Source organism: Fictibacillus gelatini DSM 15865, from assembly GCF_000430745.1.
Taxonomy (GTDB): domain Bacteria; phylum Bacillota; class Bacilli; order Bacillales; family Fictibacillaceae; genus Fictibacillus_A; species Fictibacillus_A gelatini.
Window position 1 is genome coordinate 1 of record NZ_KE387229.1, and the last position, 26,181, is coordinate 26,181.

General features: G+C 42.1%; 16 protein-coding genes and 1 pseudogene. 2 read left to right on the forward strand and 15 right to left on the reverse strand.

Features of this window, described 5'->3' with window-relative positions; all coding sequences use genetic code 11:
- The 12 genes and pseudogenes from H538_RS24365 to H538_RS0118220 all read right to left on the reverse strand — a co-directional run.
- Positions 1 to 220: IS110 family transposase (locus H538_RS24365; RefSeq protein ID WP_026677875.1), on the reverse strand; the 220-nt coding region annotated here is incomplete at its 3' end.
- A gap of 101 nt (positions 221 to 321) precedes the next feature.
- Positions 322 to 765 carry a YwiB family protein gene (locus tag H538_RS0118170; protein WP_035351573.1) on the reverse strand — a complete coding sequence of 148 codons (444 nt, stop codon included), beginning with the start codon at positions 763 to 765 and terminating at the stop codon, positions 322 to 324.
- A 174-nt stretch (positions 766 to 939) separates the two neighbouring features.
- On the reverse strand, positions 940 to 1,206 hold the full coding sequence (locus H538_RS0118175; protein ID WP_026678791.1) for a hypothetical protein: 267 nt from the start codon (positions 1,204 to 1,206) through the stop codon (positions 940 to 942).
- Between the two features lie 251 nt (positions 1,207 to 1,457).
- On the reverse strand, positions 1,458 to 1,661 hold the full coding sequence (locus H538_RS25780) for an RHS repeat domain-containing protein (RefSeq protein ID WP_245595270.1): 204 nt from the start codon (positions 1,659 to 1,661) through the stop codon (positions 1,458 to 1,460).
- A gap of 39 nt (positions 1,662 to 1,700) precedes the next feature.
- Complete coding sequence (locus H538_RS0118180) at positions 1,701 to 2,282, reverse strand: hypothetical protein (RefSeq protein ID WP_026678792.1); 582 nt, start codon at positions 2,280 to 2,282, stop codon at positions 1,701 to 1,703.
- Between the two features lie 30 nt (positions 2,283 to 2,312).
- Complete coding sequence (locus H538_RS24370) at positions 2,313 to 7,805, reverse strand: DNRLRE domain-containing protein (RefSeq protein ID WP_051291554.1); 5,493 nt, start codon at positions 7,803 to 7,805, stop codon at positions 2,313 to 2,315.
- 25 nt (positions 7,806 to 7,830) lie between these two features.
- Positions 7,831 to 9,831 (reverse strand): family 10 glycosylhydrolase, encoded by a 2,001-nt coding sequence (locus H538_RS24375; RefSeq protein WP_161627222.1) that lies wholly within the window; start codon positions 9,829 to 9,831, stop codon positions 7,831 to 7,833.
- Between the two features lie 356 nt (positions 9,832 to 10,187).
- Positions 10,188 to 10,670 (reverse strand): annotated as a pseudogene (tnpA, locus tag H538_RS24380) (IS200/IS605 family transposase).
- Between the two features lie 159 nt (positions 10,671 to 10,829).
- On the reverse strand, positions 10,830 to 12,200 hold the full coding sequence (locus H538_RS24385; protein WP_051291556.1) for a PAS domain-containing sensor histidine kinase: 1,371 nt from the start codon (positions 12,198 to 12,200) through the stop codon (positions 10,830 to 10,832).
- A gap of 144 nt (positions 12,201 to 12,344) precedes the next feature.
- Positions 12,345 to 13,223, reverse strand: coding sequence for an agmatinase (gene speB / locus H538_RS0118210; protein ID WP_026678793.1), 879 nt, complete (start codon positions 13,221 to 13,223; stop codon positions 12,345 to 12,347).
- A 57-nt stretch (positions 13,224 to 13,280) separates the two neighbouring features.
- Positions 13,281 to 14,111, reverse strand: coding sequence for a polyamine aminopropyltransferase (gene speE / locus H538_RS0118215; RefSeq protein ID WP_026678794.1), 831 nt, complete (start codon positions 14,109 to 14,111; stop codon positions 13,281 to 13,283).
- 150 nt (positions 14,112 to 14,261) lie between these two features.
- Positions 14,262 to 15,551: an amidohydrolase gene (locus H538_RS0118220; RefSeq protein ID WP_026678795.1), complete on the reverse strand. Its 1,290-nt coding sequence runs from the start codon at positions 15,549 to 15,551 to the stop codon at positions 14,262 to 14,264.
- Between the two features lie 186 nt (positions 15,552 to 15,737).
- Here H538_RS0118220 and H538_RS0118225 point away from each other — a divergent pair, with 186 nt between their 5' ends.
- Complete coding sequence (locus H538_RS0118225) at positions 15,738 to 17,792, forward strand: transglycosylase domain-containing protein (protein WP_035351534.1); 2,055 nt, start codon at positions 15,738 to 15,740, stop codon at positions 17,790 to 17,792.
- 269 nt (positions 17,793 to 18,061) lie between these two features.
- Here H538_RS0118225 and H538_RS0118230 read toward each other — a convergent pair whose 3' ends face one another.
- Positions 18,062 to 18,589: a YwhD family protein gene (locus H538_RS0118230; RefSeq protein WP_026678797.1), complete on the reverse strand. Its 528-nt coding sequence runs from the start codon at positions 18,587 to 18,589 to the stop codon at positions 18,062 to 18,064.
- Between the two features lie 188 nt (positions 18,590 to 18,777).
- Between H538_RS0118230 and H538_RS0118235 the strand changes: the two genes are divergently transcribed.
- On the forward strand, positions 18,778 to 20,091 hold the full coding sequence (locus H538_RS0118235; RefSeq protein ID WP_026678798.1) for an NCS2 family permease: 1,314 nt from the start codon (positions 18,778 to 18,780) through the stop codon (positions 20,089 to 20,091).
- Between the two features lie 327 nt (positions 20,092 to 20,418).
- On the opposite strand, the gene H538_RS26625 is transcribed toward H538_RS0118235, so the two are convergent.
- Positions 20,419 to 23,046 (reverse strand): hypothetical protein, encoded by a 2,628-nt coding sequence (locus H538_RS26625; protein ID WP_035351537.1) that lies wholly within the window; start codon positions 23,044 to 23,046, stop codon positions 20,419 to 20,421.
- A gap of 629 nt (positions 23,047 to 23,675) precedes the next feature.
- On the reverse strand, positions 23,676 to 26,120 hold the full coding sequence (locus H538_RS25220; RefSeq protein ID WP_051291557.1) for a S8 family serine peptidase: 2,445 nt from the start codon (positions 26,118 to 26,120) through the stop codon (positions 23,676 to 23,678).
- Positions 26,121 to 26,181 lie beyond the last annotated feature (61 nt).

Here is a 26,181-nt window from a genome sequence, read left to right on the forward strand (position 1 = left end):
CTAAGACTTCTGTTTTGTCATGATCCTTCATGGCCCTTAATATTCGTTGATAGAAGGACTCAAATCCATCCCGAGATTGGGATACAGAGAATGATTTTTGAAGCACACGACCACGATCATCCACAAAACAAGCGAAATGTGTACGCTTCGCAATGTCGATACCGACGACAAGTGTTTTTTCAGTGACTTGATTAATTTTTTGATTTTCTATACAATCCATATGGAGTCCTCCTTGGTTAACAAATTAGGGGTCAATTCTAGCAGATTGACACCCCGCATCATACCAAGAGGGCTCTTTTTGTTCAAGTCCCCGAAAACCTTCTAACAGGAATGCTCCTTAAAATAAATTTTTATCGTGTGATTTCCTGCCTTTTCGCCTTGCAAAACGAGCGCATATTCAAGAAGTAGCTCACCGTGCCCTTCCTGCCGGTTCCAGCGAAATTCCATCGCTTTCGTCGTCGTTTCCATCCTCAATTGACCAAATGGGCTATCATACATTCCTTGCGTCGTTTGCCCGATTAAAAATTTTTGGCGCATCCCTACGCTTCCGTTGCGAATGACGACAATACCTTTATGATTCATCTTAATGACGTTGTTGACCGATCCAACTTCTTCGATCTCTTCTATATATTTTAAATAAGTGGAATCGCCTTTTTTATAGAGCATCCCGTCTGCCGTTCCGGAATGCGCTTCTTTCATTCCATCATGGCGGATTTCCGTTTCAATTGACAGTTTGACCGAAATTCCCGTTTCTTTTTCAGCCATTTCGGACACATCCTTTTTCATTTACATAACCTTTTTATTATAAAAGAAAGAAACTGCGCTTATCAAGTCGATGCATTTTTTCTTTAATTGTGGCGAGAGTCCATTTTGAATCTTAGCATCGTATGTATAAATCGAATGATTGCTGGGTGTACGCTGCTTAAAACTGGCCAGACACTAAAGAATTACTTCAATCTTAAATTTCTCAACAACGTCGATTAATTTGAAACTACCTAAATTCGCATTTTTAATGAATTCATCAATACTTCGAAAAACTTGCTCATTTGGATCTTCTTGATGATTCACATTTGTTAAAATAATAATTTTCAAATTGTTTTCTTTGCTTTGGCTTATCCAATACTCTTGGTCATTAAATTCAAAGTTTATTTCGCTACCTCTATTGATTAAACTTAAAAACTCTTCAGTGGAAATTTTGCAATCCATTTGAAATCCTCCTAAAAATAAAAAAATGAGCTGTTCAAGTCAAAAAACTTAAATGCTTTTTTCATAGGTTTTGAAATATACGGACATCTGATTTACATATCCCAATAAAGAATTCGTGCCCCTTTAAAGTCAGCACCGCCTATTTATGCTCCACCGGTCGCATATGCATATGTGGCAAATTTCCAACCACTTCGTTTTGTCGGCCAATTTACTATACACAGCGATACCTATACATTAATTGCTAACCAGGCTCACTCACCATCAGGAGCAACCATCATGACAGGATTATTATCTGCATAAGTATAGCCATTTTGGGTAATCGGATTTTCCTTTTCTCCTAGTTCTGGATCGAGGGTTAAAAATCTTCCTACCCCTGGATTGTAATAAATAAAAATTTGGTTTATTAATGAACAACAGAATATACACCGAAAATAATCAATAAGGTTGGCTCTCAAAATTTCACTTTGAGAGCCAACCAGGAAAAAGTTTTTTAATTATTTGTTTGATTTTCTGTGATTATATAACAACTTTATAATTTTTTCATCACTAGTATCACAGTTTAGCTTGTTAATATCCTCCAAGTAAAAAGTTGATTCCCCATCCGAAAATCCTTCAAAAGAAATCCGCGAAATTGTTACTTCTTCGGAATTAACATCTTTAACAAATCCAATAATGTCATCTTGAGTTTCAGTCTCATCTATACATACCGATACAATTAAATCTTTTTTCTTTGCAATCATGAGGGACTCCTTGAACAAATTGGTATTCCCGGATATTGTATTTTTATCAGTAAAATCTTCGTGTTTTTGATTTTGAAGAGTATATAATAATTTAATTCTTTTTTCATACTCTCCGTTGGAATCAATTCTAAATACATCTTCTAGCTTTCTAACTATATAACCATCACTCATCCCTTCTGGTGTTACATGTTTCATAATAAACTGTTCTGAGGAAATAGATTCTATGAATCCGACTGAACACTTTTCTGGGTCAAATTGATTTAAATAAGTAGAAAGCACTTCCTTCTTTTTAATTGAACGTTCAAAAATCGAAATAAAATGGGTTGCCTGGTCCATTATACACACTCCATTCTATATTTCTTTCTATTACTTCCGTTTTTTCTTATTACTTCTTGATTTCCAATTTTTCTTTTGCCTCTTTTTTTCACTATGCCGGCCTGGTCTAGGTTTCGTATGCTTGTTCCAATTGCTTTTTCGTTTATTTTTGGTATGTTCCTTAAAGTAATAAACTCCAGCTCCGACAGCAGTTCCTGCTAATACTCCAGCTCCAATTACCCAACCGATTCCTGGTACGAAAAATGCACCTGCTGCCCATGCAAATTCACCATTAGGATCGACTTTTAATACTGGATTATTATCCGCATAAGTATATCCATTTTGAGTAATCGGATTTTCTTTATCGCCTAGATCAGGATCTAGAGTTAAAAATCTTCCAATCTCCGGGTTGTAGTAACGTTGTTGCAAATAATAAAATTTTGTTTCCGGGTCATAACGGTATCCCGCATAACGGAATGGAACTTGAGATGCAAATGAGCCGGACTCTTTAAGGATATTACCCCAGGAATCGTATTCAAACGAAGCAACAACAGCCCCTTGTTCATCTGTTACGGAAGTGACATCACCACGTGCATTTCCGTGGAAGGTGTACGTTTTTCCGCCTTTTGTCATTGTTAATGGACGGTTTCCGTCATCATACACATAGGAGGCGATGACATTTCCGCTTTGATCGGTTTCTAAGACTACATTATTGTTTTCGTCATAGGTGTAGTTGATCGTTGTGGAACCTGTTGTTTTGCTGACACGAAGCCCTTGCGAGTTGTATTGGTACTTCGCAACAGAGGTGCTTCCTTCTTTCACTTCAATCAGGCGGTCTTCAGCATCATAAACGTACGTTCGTTTGCCGTCATTCGTCAAGTTTCCGTTTTTATCATGGGTAACTGATTTTCCGTTGATGGCGGTTAGCTGATTGGCTGCATCATACGTATATTCATCCGTTATAACGGTCGAGCCTTTTGTTACTTTTTTCGATAGACGGTTGCCTACTTCATCGTACGTATATTCATAAGTGTCTCCGTTTGGACGGACTTCTTTAATAAGCTGTTCACTTTTATCATACGTAAATTTAGCGGTTCCATCCTTTGTTTCTTCCGTTAATCGATTGCCTTTCGCATCGTACGTATAATCGAATGATTCAATGAATGCACCACTTGAATTCGTTGTCAAAAAACGAAGTGGCTGACCAGCTCCATCGTAATCATATAGTGTGAAAGTTCCATTCTTATTTTTCAAACCAGCCAATAGATCATTTTCCGTATAAGTGAACGAAGCCGCCGTATTCCCGCTCGTAATGCTTGTCACCTGGTCATTTTTATCTACTTTGCGGTCGACTGTAATCGTTGTCGTGCCTGATGCAAAAGTGCTCTTGACAACGTTGCCGTTCTTGTCATATGTGTATGTGTTTTTCTTTCCGGTTGAATCGGACTTTTCCTTTACTTTGTCATCCGCATCGTAAACATAATTCGTCGTGACCCCTGTCAGGAGATCCTTTTCACTTAATACATTTCCATTGGCATCATACGTAAACTCATAGCGCTTCGAACCATTATGCGAAACTGCCGTTTTTCGATCAGCATTGTTATACGTATTCTCTACAATACTGCCATTTGGAGAAGTGGTTTTTACTTCATTCCCCACAAGATCATAATCGTACGTAATCTTGCGTCCCAGTGCATCCGTCAATGATGTCTGGTTGTTTCGTTCATCATACGTTGATGTTGTTTTTTGACCTTTCGCATTGATCGTAGCGGTATGGTTTCCTGCTTTATCGTACTCATAAACTGTTGTTTTTCCGTTTTCATCGATGACTTTTGTCAATTTATCGTTGGCATCGTATTCGTATTTCCGGGTATCGCCACCAACGGTTTCTCCGGTTACATTTCCAACATCATCATACGACTTCCAGACGTTGTTGCCGTTTGGATCGGTACTATTAATGACATAGTTCCCTTTGGAATCATATGTTGATTTGGTCCGAATGGACCCGATTTGGGCTTTGGCTGCATCAAACCATGCAGTTCCAGTTTGATCTTTAAACTGGTAATAAACCGTTAATGATTTAAAATCTTTTGTCGCAGCAAAACGTAATGACACATGCTGCCAATCATGGGACTTGCTTTTGTCAAAATCCCCATTCACCCACTGTGTCGTGCCGTCCGTATGGTTAATAGCCACATTCATTTGATACTGGCCTGAAGCGGTTGGAGAATCCACTTTGGAAAACCCGGAAACAGTGATTTCTTGTCCGGCTTTTCCATTGATCGGCAGTTCCTGGCGGACAAACTTATCTACTCCACGCTTGCCGGTTAATTTGAATGACTTTTTCCCTGCATAAGCCGTCGTGGAATCTATTCCGTCAGAAGAGGTCAATGTTCCCGGCAAATACCATCCATCTGGTACTCCGTTACTATCTGTTACTTCAAAATTGCCATTGTCGATTAAATTATAAGCGCCATAATATTCTTCCTCAAGCTGTAGCCCATCGAAATAGTAATCCCCGCTTCCCGCGTTTGCATACGCTTTTAACGTAATCGATGTAGTATTACTCGGAAGATCCCCCGGATTGATGACGAGGTGGAGCCTTTCAACTTTGCTTGTTCCTGATAGTGTTGGACTATTAATGGTTTTCGTCGTTGCGCCGCTCGAATCCTTCCCTGTAATAACAAGTTTAGCGGTTGATGCTGCATTCGATGTTTTAATATAACCGCTTGCCACATATTTCTTTTGCCCATCATACGTGATCGTATTGCTTTCAACCGCGGAATTGGTTGATGGATTTGAAATTTTTATCTGTTTTGTACCCAGTTTTGTATTTTGTACAGAGGCACTATTGCTGTCGTATGTGAAGGTGGCTGTTCCAATCTTTTTCCAACCATCTGGCCAATTGTCATTATTTCTATCTGTCTCAAAGCTGCTGTTTGCAACAAGGTTATCCCCGATACTAACGGAAGTTGTATCCTCAATGACGTTGCCATTTGAATCATATTTGGCTGCTGAAGACTTTGCTGCTGCATCTGTTGAAGCTACATTGTTATTTTTATTGTCATATTCTTCTGTTGAAACATTCCCCTTAGCATCCGTAAATTCGATTGGATTGTTGTTTGAATCATATTCTATTTTTTCTTGCTCATTAAGGGTATTTGTAAAGCTTGTTAAATTGCCATTTTCATCATACGAATAGTTATATGATGCATCGCTGCCACTCTTATTCGCGTTTTCGTCTTTTTCCTGAATTAAATTGTTTTCATCATCGTAATTATACGTTCTTGTATAATTTAAGCCCCCAACATCCTCGACAGTCTTAATGACGTTTCCATACGCATTGTGGGTGTATTCCGTTTTAACTCCACGAGAGTCTGTAAGTGTAGTAACACCATTAGTAGTATCATAGGACATCGTGTAATAATCCGTCTTAAGAGAACCTTGTACGGTAACCTGTTGCTCTGATTTGACAAGGTGGCGATCTGAGTTGTACGTCATATTCAACTTTTTCCCTCTTTCGTCGGTAAAAGAGGTCATTTGATGGTTCGTGTCATAGCCATAGGCGACACTAAACACAGTATTTCCGTTCTTGTCCAACTTTGAAAAACCTGTCAGATTTCCGTTGCTATCGTAAGAATAGGTGTACTTTCTGCCAGCGGGATCAGTGATCGAGCTTACTTTTCCATTATCCCCATAGCTTATCGTCATCTTTCTTCCTGACGGATCAATAACGGATACTAGTTGGTTTCCGCTATACTCATACGTCGTTTTATTCCCATTCGAATCCGTTTCAGAGACCACGTTCCCCTTAGAATCAAACGTTGTATACGATTGGTCTTTATCGATGAGTTTAAAGGTACTGTCAGAGTTTTTCTCTAGCTGTAAATAAACGCCTCCTGGAGAATCATACCCCCCGGATGTATTTTTTGTAAAAAAGTGTTCCGTTCCGTCTTCATCCCGGTATACGACAAGATCATCCGTTGCAAATGTCAGTTGTTGATCGAGGTTAGAGCTCCATCCATATCCGAAGCAACCAGATATATCTGATCGACTATTATACGTTCGGTTGACCGTTAAAGGTAGGCCACGGCCATCAATGGTCAGATCAGTCTCTTGTGTAAAGAAGTTTCCATTATATGTGTTGACATTGGATTCAGCTGTAGTCCAAAAACTTTCTACCCCGATCGGCTCAATGGAATAAACAACGGTCAGTTTCGGTTTTTTGGTCAAGTCTGTAGAATAATCACTGGATCGAAACATTTTCCGATCAACTGTTTCATCTGTGTTTTTCAGCATGACTCCATAGTTTGCCTTTTTCCCGCTATACCATTCTTTCACTAAATTGGTCATAAAGAAATTGTATTCGCCATCCGTTGTTACAGCCAGACTGGAAACCTGGGGTTCAATCGAAGGCTGGTTATTCCAAGTGACTTTGGTTGAATCCCACGCATTTGAAATCGGATACACGCCTACATTTGCTGTATGATCGAAACCATTGGTATTAGAGTGGGAATATAACGAAACTTTCGCTGCGGTAATTTTTGCCCCACTTAACACACTTTTTAAGTTGAATTTTACCAATGAACGAGTGGTCCCATAATAAATTTGTTTTCCCGTAATAAGGGATGGGTCAAGATAATAGTTGTTATTTGGATACGCGGAAGAAACAAAGGAGTCCTCTGTCGTGGCATCATTCACAACCACACTGGGATCAATGATAATTGGATATTTGCGATCCGGCGATTTCAACCATTTATCGTCAGCCTTCACATCAACATATGTTTTCCCATTTTCTTCACGGAGTTTCATCATTACGTCATGGGATATAGTTCCTTCGGCATCATACATAAACGGTTTCGTCAAGGAAAAAAATGTTTTTCCTTTTTTGTCCTTAAAATGAATTTCGCCGTTATTTCCTTCTTTTGCTTCAAGATTTTTCATTTTCACTTCGTATGAAAATTGAGTTTGGTCGGGTTTGCTGTGAATGACCAGTTCTTCTTTGATTGAGTTATTGTCAGAGTAAAAGGTAAGATCCGTATCAGGGAAAATCCCTTTATACGTGACATGGTTTTTCTCAACCACTCCTTTTACCTTTTTCGCACCGACTATGCCGAAATCAAGTTTCCTATCCTTCCATTTGACGCGAACGGTTCGGTTGTCTTTGTTTTTCTTAGCAAATTTCACATTAAATTTATTTGCCTTGTTTCCTAACGCAAGATCCGTGTCATCCGACTCTGCTTTGCCATTTACGATCGTATTGTCAATGTTGACCCATTTTTTATCTTTTTTGAAGTGAATAGGTTCGGTGTATTCTTCCATAATATATTCGTGGGTTTGCGGATCAAGATAGGTTTTGGAATTCTCCGTTCTGAGGTCGGTTAGTTCTTTTAATTTTTTCGTACTTTTAATGTGATTTTTGCTTTTCTTGGGTGCTGCTGCCACATTTGAATCCAGTGGCGGAGCTAAACTAACAATTAGCGCGAAAGTGATAGTCCAAACAATCGTTTTGTAAAGCTGCTTTATCCCCTTACGATATCCCATAATTCTTCCCCCAATTAACTACTCTTTATTCCAAAGTAATCGTGCTTACTTTTCCAGCTTCAATAGTAACTTGACCCGATTTTCCGTTAACTTCGATCGTATAGCCCCCCGGCGTTAAATCAATCGCTTGAAAATCTCCACTACCATCCGAGTACGTTTGACGAACTTCTGGCCCTGTAATCGTAACAAGTTCATGATCAGATCCATTTAAGGAACCAGAAAGATGCCCTTTTGAAGGTGATATTTTCCACGGTAATTCAGGAGCGGATATCTTTGTTGAAAATACGGGCTCTTGACTGTATGTTGTAGGTGAACTTAAGACACTGTAAAACTCAGTATTAGATGTCCCATCTTTGTTGGTTACAGCATAACTGTAGAGACTAATACCACCCAATTGTTTCCCTGTTGAAGATGGAGCCTGGGCCTTTTTAATCTGGGACAAGCTCTCTTGAATGGAATTTAAATATATGCCGACACCGGATAGCGTCATTCGTTTCCCTTGATGGTTTTTTTCCCATTCTAGCCAATGTTCATAATAGGCTTGTTGATTGCTATCATATTCCCTGAAATAATTCATAGGAACGGCTATATCAATTGCCCCCTCTTCAAGCCAACTTTGCCAATCTTGCAAGGCACTGTTCATTGTAGAAGATTGATTCCAATCGTCTTTTGTTTTCGGACCGTCTCCCCAGGCTATTGTTGCGGCTGAGACCGTAACCGATGGTTTCACACGTTGAACCGATGTATAAATTTTTCGAACCATATTGCTTACCTGATCCCTTCTCCACTGCTTCCAGGTCGGATCTGAAGGCTGTGGCAATCCGGATTTCTTATATGCCTTGTTGTAGCGTTCAACGCTTATATCGTTATAGCCCCAGTCCTCACCCATATATCGCACGAGATCCATATGAATGCCATCCACATCATAATTTCGGACAACACGCATAATGACATCTCTTGTATAATTCACCGCATCAGGTTGTCCCGGGTCAATGACATAATCCGATCCATTAACATAGCTGCCTGTATAGGTCTTACTTAACCAGTTATTTTCACTAGATTGAGTCATACCGTGCGCGTTAAAAATATGATTTGGATCTTTTGGAGGTGTTGATTTATTCCAAATCGGCATCATCGCGAACCAGGCATGAACTTGAATTTTCGGATTGGCTGAATGCGCTTTTTGAATTAGATCGGCCAAAGGATCGTAACCGTCCTGCAAATAAGGGTCCTCCGTTTTGGGTTCAACTGAATTCAAATAATAGGCATCCCCTCGGCGCCTAACTTGCAGGAAAATCGTATTTACATTGTTGTTTTGGGCATCTTTTATTAATTGATCGACCTGGTTTGGGGTTTTTGCTCCGTCATGAAACATATCAACCCAAAAAGCCCGATACTCTTTTGACATATCACCTGGAACAGAGTAAGTGATCGTAAGTTTTGGCTTTAGGTCATCGTATTTGAGATGATCATTCGAATAAAAAATCTTTGTTGATTGGGTTTCATCTCGAAATTGGACCGAAATGCCATAATTTGATGCCCCGTTATACCAACTTTTCACAAGATCCGTCATGTAAAAGTCATACCATCCCGGTTGCTGTACGGTTTTGTTCGAGATACTGCTGCCTACTATTGGTCTATTATTCCATGTGAGAGTTGAAGCGTTCCATGAACTGTTGACAGGTCTAATATCTATGGAGACTTGATTCGTAGTATTGTAATATTGGTAAAGACTTAGTTTTGCAGAAGTAATGACAGCATTATCTGGAAGAGAAGGCAACTTGAATTTAAGAAAACTACGGGTAGTACCAAAATTGCTATGCTTTCCCGTTACTAAATACTGGCTTATTGAATAGCTCGTCGATGGATTTTGGCTGCTAATAAACGTATCTTCAATTACTTCTGTTGTACTCACATTGACTGAAGACTCAGCTGCCTTGGCTGTCTTATTAAAGGCCCATAATTCTAGCAAGCTAGAAATGGTCACTAAAAAGACAACCATCAACAATATACTCCTTTTTTTCATACGTTTCCCCCTTATCCCCCTTTTTTCCATTTTGTACGACAATTAACTTCATTATATAATGCTTCCTGTTACCATAAATGGGTATGATTAACCATTTTTTCGATATGATTCTTAAATAAATTAGGATAAAAGTAACAAATTCATTTAATGTTGAATTCTAAAAATAGATTTTCAAGAAGAATTCATCCTATTTATTTCCCGTAAAACTTTATAGTCATCTACAATAAAAACCACCCGTGATAACGGGTGGTTTTCTCTGCGGCTGGAAGCCTTTGTTACTGACCAAACCCTAAAGGGCTACTGAATGGTTCGCCAGGCGTACTTCTTTTACTGGCCAGACCTCAAAGGCCTCCTTCTTATTTTCTTTTCTTTTTCTTTACCTCTTCACCTGTAAATGGATCAATATATTCCATCATCGTTAATTGTTCTGCGACTATATCATCCTGGATCTGGTTACGTATATATTCTTCTATTACCTTCTTGTTTCTCCCCACTGTATCCACATAATATCCGGTGCACCAAAATTTTCGGTTCCCGTACCGGTATTTCAAATTGGCGTGACGATCAAATATCATCAAACTGCTTTTTCCTTTTAACTATCCTACAAATGCGGACACACTTATCTTAGGTGGAATACTTACCAACATATGTATGTGATCTTTACATGCTGTTGCTTCGATAATCTCTACACCCTTTCTCTCACATAGCGTGCGCAGTATTTCTCCAATGTCCTTTTTAATTTTCCCATAAATGATTTGCCTTCTGTACTTTGGGGCAAATACGATGTGATACTTACAATTCCATTTCGTGTGTGCTAAACTATTAGTGTCTTTTGACATAAAAACTCCTCCGTATGCTGATATTTTGGCTGACGAACCAAAAATATTTTAGCATCACAGAGGAGTTTTTTTAATACCACGCTGAAAGCTTTTTGGAACCCTAGGCCTAGCCTAGGGTTTTCTTTTCCACAAAAAAAACGCACTTCATGTTGAAGTGCGTCAGGCGACCGGCAAGGTGATTTGGACGGTCGTTCCTTTTCCTTTTTTGCTTTTAATTTGGAACGTTCCTTTATGTTTTTTAATGATTTGTTGGCTGATCATAAGACCAAGGCCTGTTCCTTTATCCTTTGTCGTATAAAAGGGCTTTCCAATTTTTTTGATATCTTCTTCGGGAATTCCGCAGCCTTCATCTTCAATGGCGATCATGACGTCCTTATCATCGGATGAACATGATACGCGGACGACCCCGCCTTTTTCCATCGACTCGAGCGCATTTTTCACCACGTTAATAAACACTTGTTTCAACCCATCCTCATCACATTCGACAAGCGGCATCTCACCTGTAGATTGAAATTCTATTTCACTATTGTGATTTTCTGCTTCCCTCTTCAACAAGGCAACAACATAATCTAACAGGTCCTCAATGCTTTTTTTCTCATAATCTTTTACTTGTGGTTTAGCCAGAATTAAAAGCTCTGTGACGATTTTCTCAATCCGGTTCAGCTCATCGAACATAATTTGATAATACTTTTGCGCATTTACGGTTTCTCTCGTTTGCAACAGCTGAATAAATCCTTTTAATGCCGTTAAAGGATTGCGGATTTCATGAACGACGGAAGCGGCAAGCTGGCCGACAATCGATAAGGTGTCGGATTTCTTCAGCATTTCCTCCGTCGATTTGACTTCCGTCATATCACAGGCGATGGCATAAACGCCATATACTCTTTGATCCATAATAACAGGAATGGCGGTCATGCCAATTTCTTTTCGTTTTCCATCTTTATCGTAAATGTACGTTTTCCAATTCCGCAATTTTCCGTTCGTGACTTTTTTTAGCTCGCTCGCTGCCCTTTTTGATTCTTGCTCATCAAACAACATTTCAAATGACTGGTGAATGAGCATATCTCTGGAATAACCCGTATATTCTTCGGCAGACTTATTTACATCTTTAATCTTCCCATCAAGGCTAATCGCAAAGACCGTATTCGGGCTATATTCAAATAAAAATTGATAGTTTTGATCTTCTTCTTTCCTTACAGAACCACTCGAAGCCGTTTTCACGATCAGACAATACAGCGATTCTGGCTGATGGCGAATGGATTGAATTGTCACAATGACCGGAACCATTCGGCCATCTTTCGTATGTAACCACTCTTTCGTTTCGATTTGTCTTTCATCCTCAATCACTAAATCAGGCAAGATGGAGGTAATCGATTGTCCTTCCATCTCTTTTGCCAAATATCCGGATAACATTTCGGCGGCGGGATTGAACGAGTAGATGTTTTGATGATGGGAAAGAAAAATAACTGCATCGGAAAGGTGATGGATAAAGCTTATATCGAATACATCTGCTTTTTCCATTAGACTCATTTTCACAACTCCCTCCGAAATGTTGAAAATTTCTACACGTTAACTATATCAAATTCCGACACAGTTTTGTAACATTATTCGACAAAAAAAGACTAAAATCAAAAATTTTAGTCTTTTCCCTTCATCTATTTCATTGTCCAACTGTTATTTTTTATTGACCCAACCGAGGAGCATTTCACGAACGAATTTGCTTGCCGCAATCGGGGTTTGTTCGGACGGATCATATACAGGAGCCACTTCAACAAGATCCGCGCCGATGACCTTGACGTCAGACTCAGAAATAAGCATTATCGCTTCCAGCAATTCTTTCGATGTAATTCCGCCAGCTTCCGCCGTACCCGTTCCCGGTGCATGGGCCGGATCGAGAACATCGATGTCGATCGTCACATAGACGTTTCTCCCTGCAAGCGTCGGCAACACTTTTTTCAACGGTTCGGCTACGTCAAACTTATAAAGATGCATACCTGATTCCTTTGCAAATTGGAATTCTTCGCGCATCCCTGAGCGAATACCGAATGAATACACATTTTCAGGTCCAATTAACTCGCATGCTTTCCGAATCGGTGTTGAATGGGAAAGCGCCTCTCCCTCGTATTGTTCGCGAAGGTCGGCGTGAGCATCAATATGAATGATCGCATAATCGTCGTATTTCTTTTTCATCGCTTTAAAAATTGGCCAGGAAACAAGATGCTCGCCGCCAAGGCCTAGCGGGAATTTGCCGGCATCGAGCAATTTCCCCACATATTCTTCAATGAGGTTCAAACTGCGCTCAGGGTTGCCAAATGGAAGTGGAATATCCCCCGCATCAAAATAATTCACTTCTTCTAAATGCTTGTCCGCATATGGGCTGTATTCTTCCAGACCTAACGACGCTTCGCGAATGCGGGCAGGGCCAAAACGCGAACCCGGGCGGAAGGAAACAGTCCAATCCATCGGCATCCCGTAAATGACTGCATCACTCGTTTCAAAGTCAGGCTTGCTTAAAATAAACACGTTGCCGGAGTAGGCTTCTTCAAATCGCATCAAACAGTCTCCTTTCAGAAAATGGCGGCCCGGGTGCCCCGTAAGCCGCCTTCGCTATTATTTTTTAATTAAATCTTGAACAAACTTTGGAAGGACAAATGCCGCTTTGTGCAGCTCTTTCGTCCAATATTTCGTTTCAATGTCATGGAACCGCTCGTCGCTTACTTCAAGCGGATCATGCTTTTTCGAGCCGATCGTAAATGTCCACAGGCCGCTCGGATAGGTCGGGATATTGGCCGTGTACAGACGGGTGATCGGGAAAATCTCGCTTACATCGGAAAATACTTTCGAAATCAAATCCGGAGTGAACCATGGGTTGTCGGTTTGCGCGACAAATACACCATCTTCTTTCAGCGCTTTGGAAATGCCTTCGTAAAATCCTTTTTCAAACAGCTTGACCGCAGGACCAACCGGCTCGGTGGAATCAACCATAATCACATCATACTTGTTCTCACTTGTTGCAATATGCATAAAGCCGTCGTCCACTTTAACTTCAACGCGCGGATTGTCAAGTTCGCCAGCAATTTCAGGCAAATATTGCTTCGAGTATTCAATGACTTTTCCATCGATTTCAACCAATGTCGCTTTTTCAACGGATGGGTGTTTCAACACTTCGCGAATAACCCCGCCGTCACCGCCACCGACGACAAGCACTTGCTTCGGATTTGGGTGGGTAAACAATGGGATGTGCGCCACCATTTCATGATAGACGAACTCATCTTTTTGCGTCGTCATGACCATACCGTCCAAAACAAGCATGTTCCCAAACTCTTCTGTTTCTACCATATCAAGCTTTTGGAATTCCGTTTGCTCCGTCACGTATGTACGTTTGATCTTCGCTGTAATTCCAAAGTTTTTCGTCTGCTTTTCCGTGAACCATAATTCCACGTTCATCACTCCTTTTTTTCTTGATCGCGGCCAGCCAAAACGTAGCGTGCTTCTTTGCCGCTTTTCATTATTCGAAATGCCAGGCATCGTTGTTTTTTAATCAAACATAACGATTATAGCATTTACCTTTTTCATAATCTACTTGCATTTTTATACTCTTTTTATTAAGGCTTCCGTTCTCGCCTTCGCTTCAAAAATGACTTTTTCTTCATCGATCGAAAGCAGCTCCCTGCCCCGCATGACAACTTTCCCATCAATAATGACCGTATCGACATCTTGCCCTGTCGCTGAATAAACAAGAAGCGAAACATCATCATGCGCAGGCGTTAAATGGATCTTGCCCATATCGATGAGCGTGAGGTCGGCTTTTTTCCCGATTTCGATTGACCCGATTTCATCTCCGAGCGCGAGCACTTCGGCCCCATTGATAGTTGCCATTTTTAGCACTTCACCGGCTGATAAGGCAGAGGCATCCTTATAGAGCAGCTTTTGCATCCATGTCGCCGCCTTCATTTCCATAAAAAGGTCCAGCGTGCTTGCGCTGCCGGCTCCGTCTGTGCCGAGGCCGATTGTGATTTTCTCTTTCATTAAACCGGTAACCTCACTTATGCCGCAGCCGAGCTTCGCATTGCTGACCGGGTTATGAATGATGCCGCCTTTTATCTGTTTTAAAATAGCCACATCTTCTTTACTGAAATGAACGCCGTGGGCCAGCAATACGTGGGTGCCGTCAAACATCCCGGCACTTTCCAAATACGCCGTCGGGCTCATTCCGTAGCGCTCCTCAATAATGGCGGTTTCATCCATCGTTTCCGCAAGGTGGGTATGCAGCGGCTTTTCTTTTTCTTTCGCCAATTGGACGACGTCTTTCAAGAACTCCGGCGGACACAAATACGGCGAATGCGGAGCGATCATCGCCGTAATCCGCCCATTTGCTTTTCCGTGCCATTTGTCGACGACGTCCGCCGCTTCCTTCAGTCGCCCTTCATAGTCGGAGTCCATCGCGATCAACCCCCTTGCAAGAGACGCGCGGATTCCGCTTTCCTCTACCGCCCGTCCAATCGTGTCCATGCCGATATACATGTCCGCGTATGTCGTTGTTCCCGATTTGATCATTTCAGCAATAGACAGCATCGCTCCCCAATAGCGGTCTTCATCCGTCATTTTCATTTCCGCCGGTTGCATCTTTTTGTTTAGCCAATCCATTAACGGTAAATCATCACAATAACAGCGTAAGAGCGACATCGGCGTATGCTGGTGCCCGTTGACAAGCCCTGGTATGGCAAGCATCCCTTTCCCATCGATGATCTCATTCTCATTCTCTGCATGCTTCACATTGCCGATTTCATGGAATTTCCCGTCCTTAATGAATATATCGCCCTGGTTGGCGGCCCAATTTCCCTCCTCTAAGACAAGATAACGAATATTTTTAATCAACATGATCGATAACCTCCAATTGATTGCTAGTACTAGTATATCATTCTTTAACTCTTCCCTGTTTAACCGGCGATTGCCCGCATGTTTAAGCGGCCGGGTTCTTTGCAATACTAACAGATAAGAATGCACATGTACTGCATCACCCGTGCATCGAAAGAGAATCAATCACGAAAAGGGAGGCACATTTCGTTGGAAAAGGGTCAACATCAGAAGCGGTTTTTTAAAAAAGGGAAAAGAGCGTTTTTCGCTAAACTGGCTCTTGTGGCAGGCGGCTTCATGTTCGCAAGTTTTCTCGGCCTTTTACTTGCTGCAAGAATGATGGGACCTCCTCCCATTCTCGTGCCGCAAACGACGATCATCCATGCGAATGATGGCTCGGTGATCGGCGAAGTGAAACCATCGGGGCAAAACCGTTATTGGGTGCCTTTAAATAAAATCAGTCCCGCGCTTGTCAATGCTACCGTCGCAATCGAAGACAAAAACTTTTACAGCCATCATGGGTTTGATTTCAAACGGATTGCCGGAGCCATCCTTGCCGACATTAAAGCGGGGGGCAAGGTGCAGGGGGCAAGCACAATTACCCAGCAGTACGCCCGCAATCTTTTTTTGACCCATGATAAAACGTGGACGAGAAAACTTATGGAGGCGTTTTATACGCTCCGTCTGGAAATGAATTATTCAAAAAAAGAGATTCTTGAAGGCTATTTAAATACGATCTACTACGGACACGGGGCATACGGCATTCAATCGGCTGCTGAATACTATTTCGGAAAAGAAGCGAAAGACTTAACATTGCCAGAAGCCGCGATGATTGCCGGCATTCCGAAAGGTCCGGAATATTATTCTCCTTTTTCGCATCTCGAGCGGGCTCAACAAAGGCAAGCGACGATTTTAAAGGCGATGCAAAAAAGAGGAATCATCTCAAAGCTTGATGCAGTTTCGGCCCGCCACGCTAAGCTCCATTTTCATGAGCAGCAGGCAATAGCCCCGCCGAAGATCGCGCCATATTTTCAAGATGAAGTGATGCGCATTTTAAAATCAAAATTAAATCTTGATCCGAAATTAATTGATTTTGGCGGTCTTCACATTTATACGACGCTTGATGTAAACATGCAGGAAAAAGCGGAACAGGAAGTAGATGAAGAACTCCGAAAGAACGCTGACATTCAAGCCGCTCTTGTCGCCATGGATCCGAGGAACGGGCAAGTAAAAGCCCTTGTCGGTGGAAAAGATTATGAAGAAAGCCCGTTTAACCGCGCGACACAGGCAACTCGCGCTCCGGGATCGACGTTTAAGCCTTTCCTTTATTATAGTGCATTGGAAAACGGCTACACCCCTTCGACGTCGATCCGCAGTGAGCCAACGACATTCGCGATGGGAACAGGAAGCCAGGAATATGAACCGCACAATTTCAACAACCGTTACGCCTATGATTTTATTACATTAGCACAGGCTTTAGCGTTATCGGATAACATCTATGCGGTAAAGACGAACCTTTTTTTAGGTCCGAAAAAACTTGTAAAAACCGCCCATAAATTTGGAATCAAAAGCCCGCTCGCTCCAATTCCGTCGTTGGCTCTCGGCTCTAAAGGAACGAGCGTGCTTGAAATGACCAATGCCTATAATTTATTCGCAAATGGCGGAAAACGCTTCGATCCGGTATTCATTACGAAAATTACCGATCATTCCGGAAAAGTGATCTATGAAAATGAAAAGAAAGGAAAGCAAGTGCTTGATCGACGAAAGGCGTTTGTTATGACCGGGCTTCTTACTGGAACGTTCGATGAGCGACTGAACGATTATACGAAAGTAACGGGTGCTAGCATCAGCAAATATTTAACCCGGCCGGCAGCGGGGAAATCGGGATCGACGCCAAATGACAGCTGGATGATCGGTTTTACGCCGCAGCTAACAACGGGCGTCTGGGTCGGCTATGATCAGGGCCGTATACTTGATCCCGTCCGCGATTCAAGCTATTCGAAGAAAATTTGGGTCAAATTTATGGAACATGCGTTAGAAGATCAACCCGTTCTTTCTTTTAAAAAACCAAAAGGCGTCGTAGCCGTTAAAGTCGATCCCGCCAACGGAAAACGCGCCACGAAAAATTGTCCTGTCAAACGCTTGACGTATTATGTGAAAGGAACGGAGCCGAAAGACTATTGCAACGAACACGGGGGACATAAAAAGAGCAAGCATCAGAAGAAAAAAGAAAAAAGCTGGTTCCGGAAGCTATTTTCGTGGTGACGAAAACAGTGATTTTGCTTAATTCCGCCATTTCGGGGATGAATTCCGCCGATTTTGGCGATCATTCCGCCGAATTGAGTAATCATTCCGCCAATTGGTGCAGTAATTCCGCCCAAAAATAAAATGCCCGGGGGAGACCGTCTCCTCCGGGCATTTTATTGTCCTAGTAACATTGTGTGTACAATGCTATATACTGGAGTTTACTTCATTCTCATTATTTGTGACAGAGTTTTTAGAAAATGTTCAAAAAAGGTTCATAACTTTTCCAGTTAATCTACCAATTTCTTCACTTCATCACTTGAGCGATTGAACATTTCTTCACTGTGTGACTTCAGGAAATTCCCTAATAGCTTTCTTGATTTTTCATCCATATCGTCGACGATCACATGGCCCTTGATCGACTTATCCATGCGGTTAACATGTTCCGGCAAGCTTTTGTAACCGCGGCGGGCTTCTTTATCAATTTGCATCTCGCATGCCGTGACGCCGTAATAATACGGACCTTCCGCATTGCGGTTAATCGTCACCCAAACGAGCCAGTATAATCTCGGGTTTGGTGTATCTTCACGATTGGGCGTGAATTTAATCCGTTTTTCAACATCGCTCCTCGCATGCATCGCGCCCATGTCAACATAGGCAGTGTTGTCTTCTGGATCAACGATGACAGGCGTCACATGGTCAAGGCTTAATGCGCCAACGCCAAACCCGCCGTGGCCGCTCGTTGAGTCACCGCTAATAATCGTAAAGCCCATTCCCTTTTTCTTATTGTTATTATCCGAATTAAATAGATCTTTCATCTTTATGTCCTCCCGAAACGCTATATTCGACTACATTTATTTTATCACAATTCGGCCCTTTCAAGACTTATACATGATTTGCCTGCTAAAAACGAATTCTATTCATAGAAACCTATTGCAAACCAAACTAAAAACGAATAATATAGTAATCGTGTTAATTTAATGTTCGTTATTTGAGGAGGCTTCTCATGTTATCTTCCTTTTTTAAGTTAAAAGAATTAGGAACAAACGTTAAAACGGAAACGTTAGCCGGAACGACAACGTTTTTGACAATGGTCTATATTGTCGTCGTCAATCCAATTATTCTCCATTCTGCCGGCGTTCCTTTTGACACCGTCTTCATGGCAACCATTATTTCTACTGTCATTGGGACACTCTGGATGGCGCTATTTGCCAACTATCCGATCGCCATTGCGCCAGGGATGGGATTAAACGCCTATTTTGCGTCCATCGTCAGCGGGGGACATACGCACATCTCCTACCAGACGGCTTTTGGCGCAGTTTTTGTAGCCGGGATTATCTTTCTGATTTTGTCTTTAACGCCATTTCGGAAAAAATTAATTGAATCGATCCCGGCCAATTTAAAACATGGAATTACTGCCGGAATCGGCCTGTTTATTGCTTTTATCGGGATGCGCCAAACCGGCATCATCACTGCCAATAAAGCGACCCTCGTTGGCCTGGGTGATCTCCATTCGCCGTCTGTATTGCTCGCATTGGCGGGGCTTGCCGCTACACTTATTTTCATGGCGTTAAATGTAAACGGCGCTTTGTTTTTCGGGATGATTGTAACGGGAATTATCGCTTATTTTACAGGTCAGTTGAAATTTAAAGGATTTGTCGCAGTGCCAAAATTGCCGGATCATTTCTTTATTTTTGGCAATCCAGCCACGGCTTTCAGCGATGTTGTTCATTACGGTCTATACTCCGTCGTTTTTTCATTTTTACTCGTGACGATTTTTGATACAACCGGAACAATGGTCGGAGTGGCGGAAAAAGCGGGGGTGATGAAAGGGAATGTGATGCCGCGTGCCCGCCAGGCGCTTCTGGCAGATTCAGTAGCAACAACGGTTGGTGCGGCTTTCGGGACAAGCCCGACAAGTGCTTTTATTGAATCATCTTCAGGTGTGGCTTCAGGAGGACGTTCGGGGCTGACTTCGGTTGTCGTTGCCATTTTATTTATGATTGCCGCTTTCTTCAGCCCATTGGTAAGCGCCATTTCAGGCCTTTCTGCCATCACAGCGCCAACGTTGATCATCGTTGGCAGCCTGATGCTTGGAGCCCTTGGAAAAGTCAATTGGGAAGACTTTGATGAAGCCTTCCCGACATTCTTAATTATTCTAACGATGCCACTCACATCAAGCATCGCTACCGGCATTGCACTCGGTTTCATTTCCTATCCGCTTTTGAAAATTGTCCGCGGAAAATGGCGTGAAGTGCCGATCCTCGTTTACGTATTTGCAGTACTTTTCTTTTATCAGTTGACCTTTTTGCCACATTAATTGATTACAATTTCACAGAGTGTGGGGAAACCTAAGTTTTCTCCACACTTTTTTTATTTAGAAGAAATTAATCGACTTCTCACTCCAATTCATTCAGCCGATTTTAAAGAACATTCAACGTAATTTGGATCATAATTCAACGAAAACAACCCATAATTCAACGGAAATTGATCATAATTCAACCAATTTTAGTATTAATTCAACCGATTTAAGGCATAATTCAACGAATGAAGAAATCAAGTCTATCTGCCTGCTTTTGTCCATTTGAAAGGCTGTCGATTTCTTTCTCGACAGCCTGCGAAACGGGATTACCGCTTCGGTTTTTGTTTAATTAACCATATACCAATATTCCGCAAACCTGCTATCGATTTTCTTCCCTGCCTGTGCCTTTATTTCATTGATAAGAGCTGTAAGCCTTTCTTCTCTTTCAGCCTCACTTTTTGCTTTTTGAATCCCTTCTATTTTCTTTGAAAGACTGTTAATGATGCCGTGATGGGTGATGTATCCTTTATCGGAGCCAATGGCCAATAATTCATCGAGATGGTCGGTATCCATCTTGACCTCAAGGGTGAATGTCCTTTCGCTTTTGTTGCCAGCGCGATCGACTGCCGTAACGGCAAGGGTATGTTCACCTTTTAGTAGTTGAAGAGGGTCAATGTGGATCGGATTGGCAGCGGCCTTTCCGTCCAATGTGAGACTGACTTCAGCTACCCCGCTCCCTTCATCCGTTACAGCCACTTTTTCCTCGAATGTATCGGTTAAAAAGAACGACAACTTGTCCAAATCGTGAATGACCGGCCCTTCTGTATCCGCCCATTCAACGTCTTTAAGATTGAACAATTTCAATTGGTAAACGTCTTTATAGATGGAAGAAATCCCTGAAAGATGAACGAAATCTCCATTATGGAACTTCTCCGTAAACTGGCTGTACGTGACACCTGTCCGTTCATCGACCCGGACACGTGTCGTTTTCCCATTCCGAATCGCGTCGAACTCGAAAGCGCGATTAAGGGGCATCAAATTTTGAATCACAACATTCTCCAGACGAACGAACTGTCCTTGATTTTGTTCATTGACTTCATCCACTACTTTTGCTTTTGGGACTTCTGATGTTCCGACTTTCTTCATCGCAATAGGGTCCGTTAATTCTCGTTCATTATTAAAAACCGCTATCGGGGCCGTTATGTTGACGACGTCACCCGGGTGGAATCCGTCTTTATCCTGAAAAATATAAATCCCCGCTGATCCATCTTGCAAATAAAAGCCTTTTCCGCCAAAGTTGCCAGGTTCTGTCGTAACAATGCCCTCAACTGTTACGATTGATCCTTCCTTTTTTCCTCTGGCGTCAGCAATGGAAATTTTTTCAGGCAGCTGCGGCCGATCTTCCGGCAATGGAACGGCTTTTACATTATCGATCGTCACCGTTTTCGTCAAAATGTTCGTTTTCCCTATTTTTAAGCGAAGATTCGCGGTTCCTTTTGTTCCCGGCTTGATTCGGACGGTCCATTCTTTTTTCGCATGACCGAAGCTGTCCGCTGTCATCGAAAACGCGTCGCTATAATCATAGGAAGTCGGCCATGTGCCGTCTTGCTTTTGAAACTGGGCAACCTGTGTTCCGCCGTCTAAATAGATTCCGACTTTCAAATCAGAAACCGTTTGCCCGGGCAATAAATGGTCAACTGAAACCCGAATTTGAAACGTTTCTGCATTTGGGAGAACGTCCTGGTGAACAAACGAATATTCGGGTTTGACTTCTGCTTCTTTCGTTGCCCCGTACGAACCGGCAGCAAAAGTGGAAGGATCGTACCATTTATAGCCGGGATCCGGAGCGGCCCATGGTTCCGGCTGCGGCTCTGTTGAACGGCTCGGTGTTTCAAAATCAAGCTGTGGCGAAGGTTCATCTAATGAGATTCCTGCCTGGTCAAACGACGTATAGCTTTCTTCTTTAGCGAGCCAGTTAACCAAATTCGTCAGAAACCGGGCATCATTTTGTTCTTTAAAACCGTCATACGTCTTTTTCTTGCTTCCATTTTCTTCTCGCAAGTATTTCGGCGAGGCATCTTCAACGGGGGAAGAATCGCCGATAAAAGCCGCCTTTCCTTTCCCTACTTTCGAAATGGCAGCAAACGGTCCTTCATCTTTCCCACCACCAAAATAAACGCCCTGGTCAACACTATTCGCCCATTTGTCGTCTTTTGTCAAAGCAGGAAGATAAACAAGGCCTTTTGCCTTTTTCGGATCGGTAATGGCTAAGGTTGACCCGGCATGAACTGCGACAGACTGCACACCTTCAGTAATGCCAAAAGCGTCCTTTGGCGAAACGATTGTTGTCGCATTCACATCCCCGACGGCATTGTAACGAAAACGGATGCCAAAGTTGCTGCTTAGCCAGTCCGAGCTTTCAACACCTTGCATGGCAGCGGAATTTTTTTCTTCAGCCGACATTCCTTTCGCCGGATCTGAGTATGCCCCGCGGCGGTATCCATTCATGACCTCCGATGCATCCCAGCGGTTTTTATTGCGGTCGGCATTATAATGATCGGCGATGAAAAAGATGCTTCCGCCGTTTTCAACATATTGGCGCATCGCCTCTTGTTCCGATTTTTTATACGGAATGTTCGCTTCACCAATAACAAACACTTGATAGTTTTTCAAATCGTCATACGTAATCGGACTTGTCTTGCGAAGTTCTTTTACAAAAAACCCTTCATTCGCAATTGCATTGGCAAAGTCGGAAAACCCGCCGTCAATGACCCAATCCGCCGCTCCGGCTGTTTGCCCATGGGTGTTATCAAATAATACTTTTTTCCCGTTTGGAACAGATGGTGTAATTTGCGGCGCCGGATCGTTCGGGCCTTCCGCATGTACCCCTTTTGTATCGCAAATAAAAGGTAACACACCTATACAGACAAATAGCAGAAAAATTTTAATGAACAGCCTGCCCTGTTTCCCCATGTTCTACCCCCGAAAGAAAATAGTAATATGACCCCGGATTAGCGTGATGCCATATTCCAAAAATTATTCTATCATTAACAGTTTGTGTTTTTTGGGGAAATTTAGCAAGTTGATAGAATTGAATCTTTTGAACCATGTCCAAAGACTTATAAAACATTTTTCCAAGTAGAGGAATTTTATTGCAGGAAATTGAATACTTATAACTATTTTAAAAGGGGGTCCTGTAATGAGAGAAAAGGAACGCGATACGTTTGACCGGACATTCATAGGGAAACCAGGATGTATGTTATCACTGATTTTATTAATTATTATTATTTCTGTGGTTTATAACTACTTCAAATAAAAATGAGCGCAGAACATATTAGCTTAGAGCGTGCACACTGAAAAAAGTTGTCGGAAACTGCCCTCGGACAATCATTTCACTAGTTTGGAAAATAAATCTTGTCGTTTAGAAAATAAAATAAAATTCGCTGATTGAAAAATAAATTCCGCCGTCTGGAAAATAACAGGGTCACTCATTGAATTTTGAACAATATCTTATTCAAATTGGGTGAAAATATCGCTATCAAAATGACATTTATGCAAAGATGATGTCCTAAAAGCCTGACTTTTGGACATCATCCTCTTGTTCATTCGTTTGTATGGACATTTATTTCACCGGTAAATGTGTAGTCCAGATTGTGTGAGTCAACAGTTTTAATCGTATATCGATACACGCCATTGCCGACTGCATTTCCGGACTGATCCTTTCCATCCCACGTAAAGGAGTGTTTGCCTTCGGATTGATCCATATCCGTTTCAATCGTCCGGATGACAGTTGCCTCATCACGAATCTCGATCGTCACTTTTCCTGCTTTTAATAGAGTATAGGCAGTCTCTGTGTTGCCTTGCGGAGTATAGTCTACGGACGGCGCTCCTTCGATGACGGGTGTCCGCCAATCTTCAAACGTGAATGGGCCGCTTTTGACAGACGTTTCATTCCCGGCTTGATCTTTGATGTCCAACTCGAGTCGGTACGTTCCTTCGGCGGCAAATGTGCCCTTCTCCGTAGTTCCATCCCAGTTGAGGAAAACTGCCCCTGGTTGATAAGACTGATTGCTTATTAGCTTCTTTTCTTTTTCCCCTTGCTCGGATACAACATAAGCATTGACAACACTATTTTCATTGATCGTGGCTTTCGCTAGGAACAGTTGATTGCCATCTGCTTTAAAGAGGCTGGAATCAAGCGGCAATTTTGCTTTAGGCGCTTTTGAATCGACCTTTACCTTTACTGTAGCACATCCTTTTCTCTTCAATGCGTCAACCAGGCTGAATTTAATCGTATATTCCCCGTCGCTCGCTTTATTCCCGCTCGCCGTTTTAAAATCCCATGATAATGAATGTTTCCCTTCCATGAAAACGCGGTCTTTCCAGATCGTTTTTACGACTTTGCCATTTTGGTCATTGATCGTTGCCGTAAGCTTTCCTTTTCTGCTCAATACAAATGGCACACTTGCCGTCTTTACCTTGTTCGGCGAAACGTATGCGGATGCAACTGTTGGCTTAATTGCTGGAAGCACTTGATCAACGACTTTTAGCTTGATGTTTTTATAAACGCTTTTCTTTCCATTTGTCACTTTCGCCCAAATCTCGTATGTTCCATTTGGCGCATAATCCCCATCATTCGTTTTCCCGTCCCATGTAACGGTTTTTTTGCCTCCGGAAGAAGGTTTCTTGCTGATGATATTGCGAATGACATTTCCTTTTGAGTCTTTTACATAAACGGACACTTTTGTTTTTGCGACCGCATGGAACGAAATAGAAGCGGTATTTGTCCCTTTTATCGGAAAGCTCTTAACGGATGAAGACAGTCCGAAAAGTGGCGAAGGTGTGTTTGTCACCGCCTTATAAGCGTCCACTCTTCCATTTCCGTAATAATCATCTCTTCCTTTTGGCCCTAAATCAACCGTCGACTTTTTCAAAATGCCTTCTACCTGGGAAGGGGTTAAAAACGGATCTTTCGATAAAATTAAGGCTGCTGTTCCGGAAACTACTGGTGCTGCCATTGATGTTCCACTCATTTCCTCGTAGGAATTCCCCGTCACTGTCGAATAAATATCTTCCCCGGGGGCTGCGAGGTCTATATACGAACCGTAATTGGAAAACCAGGTAATCCGGTCGGCATCGTTTGTCGCACTGACTCCCAGCACATGGTCAAGTGCTGCAGGATATGATTTCTTATACGTATCTTCATTTCCCGCTGCGGCAATGACAATGACTCCTTTTGAATAGGCATAGTTGACCGCATAATCGATCACATAACTATAATCATAGCTTCCGAGACTTAAATTAATAATATCAGCGCCATGGTCTGCTGCATATTCGATGCCTCTGGCAATATCATAAAAATCAGCTTCGTTACCGACAAATACATTTACCGGCATAATATTCACTTTTGGCGCAAGACCGACCGTACCTTTATTGTTCATGCTTGCGGCAATAATGCCAGCGACATGGGTAGCGTGTTTATCGAAAGGATACGACGTCTTTCCTGTTACCGCATTATACGGCTTGACGATGCGACCTTTAAATTCGGGATGTGTTTTCTGAACACCTCCATCAACTACAGCAACCGTCACATTGGAAGCGCCTTTTGTTTCATTCCACGCTTTTGCTGCATTGATTTTTTTTAAAAACCATTGTTTCTTATACCCGGAATCTTTCGGGATATAGGCCCGTTTCACATGATAGTTTGGTTCTGCAAATTCAATAGCGGAGCTTTGAACAAGTCTAGTTGCCGCTAATTTTGCACTCATTTCTTTCGGCACGCTGACAAGTGAAAAGTCGCCCAACGTTAAGCTCGAAATCTCTTTCAAATGCAAGGTTTGAAAAAGCCGCTCTTTCTCATCATGCGTCGTTCCTTGTTTAAACTTAATGATGAGCTGGCCGCTGGCAAACTCCTTTTTCTTATCAAACATCGCTTTCGTGCTATATTTTGAAACTTTTGGTTTCACAGTAATTTCATTCGCATGAGCAACCGAAACCGACACAAAAGAAAACAAGAAGAATAGAAAAATAGATTTAATATAGTTCATCTCCGCCCTCATTTCTGTCTCCGACTAGGAATGTTATGTAATCTCATCTTACAGCGTTTAT

What these genes read in the sequence shown, in the direction of transcription:
- H538_RS0118170 (WP_035351573.1), bottom strand. Translation starts at nt 765, where the DNA reads ATGGCTGAAAAAGAAACGGGAATTTCGGTCAAACTGTCAATTGAAACG.
- H538_RS0118175 (WP_026678791.1), bottom strand. Translation starts at nt 1,206, where the DNA reads ATGGATTGCAAAATTTCCACTGAAGAGTTTTTAAGTTTAATCAATAGA.
- H538_RS0118180 (WP_026678792.1), bottom strand. Translation starts at nt 2,282, where the DNA reads ATGGACCAGGCAACCCATTTTATTTCGATTTTTGAACGTTCAATTAAA.
- H538_RS24370 (WP_051291554.1), bottom strand. Translation starts at nt 7,805, where the DNA reads ATGGGATATCGTAAGGGGATAAAGCAGCTTTACAAAACGATTGTTTGG.
- H538_RS24375 (WP_161627222.1), bottom strand. Translation starts at nt 9,831, where the DNA reads ATGAAAAAAAGGAGTATATTGTTGATGGTTGTCTTTTTAGTGACCATT.
- H538_RS24385 (WP_051291556.1), bottom strand. Translation starts at nt 12,200, where the DNA reads ATGAGTCTAATGGAAAAAGCAGATGTATTCGATATAAGCTTTATCCAT.
- speB (WP_026678793.1), bottom strand. Translation starts at nt 13,223, where the DNA reads ATGCGATTTGAAGAAGCCTACTCCGGCAACGTGTTTATTTTAAGCAAG.
- H538_RS0118220 (WP_026678795.1), bottom strand. Translation starts at nt 15,551, where the DNA reads ATGTTGATTAAAAATATTCGTTATCTTGTCTTAGAGGAGGGAAATTGG.
- H538_RS0118230 (WP_026678797.1), bottom strand. Translation starts at nt 18,589, where the DNA reads ATGAAAGATCTATTTAATTCGGATAATAACAATAAGAAAAAGGGAATG.
- H538_RS0118235 (WP_026678798.1), top strand. Translation starts at nt 18,778, where the DNA reads ATGTTATCTTCCTTTTTTAAGTTAAAAGAATTAGGAACAAACGTTAAA.
- H538_RS26625 (WP_035351537.1), bottom strand. Translation starts at nt 23,046, where the DNA reads ATGGGGAAACAGGGCAGGCTGTTCATTAAAATTTTTCTGCTATTTGTC.
- H538_RS25220 (WP_051291557.1), bottom strand. Translation starts at nt 26,120, where the DNA reads ATGAACTATATTAAATCTATTTTTCTATTCTTCTTGTTTTCTTTTGTG.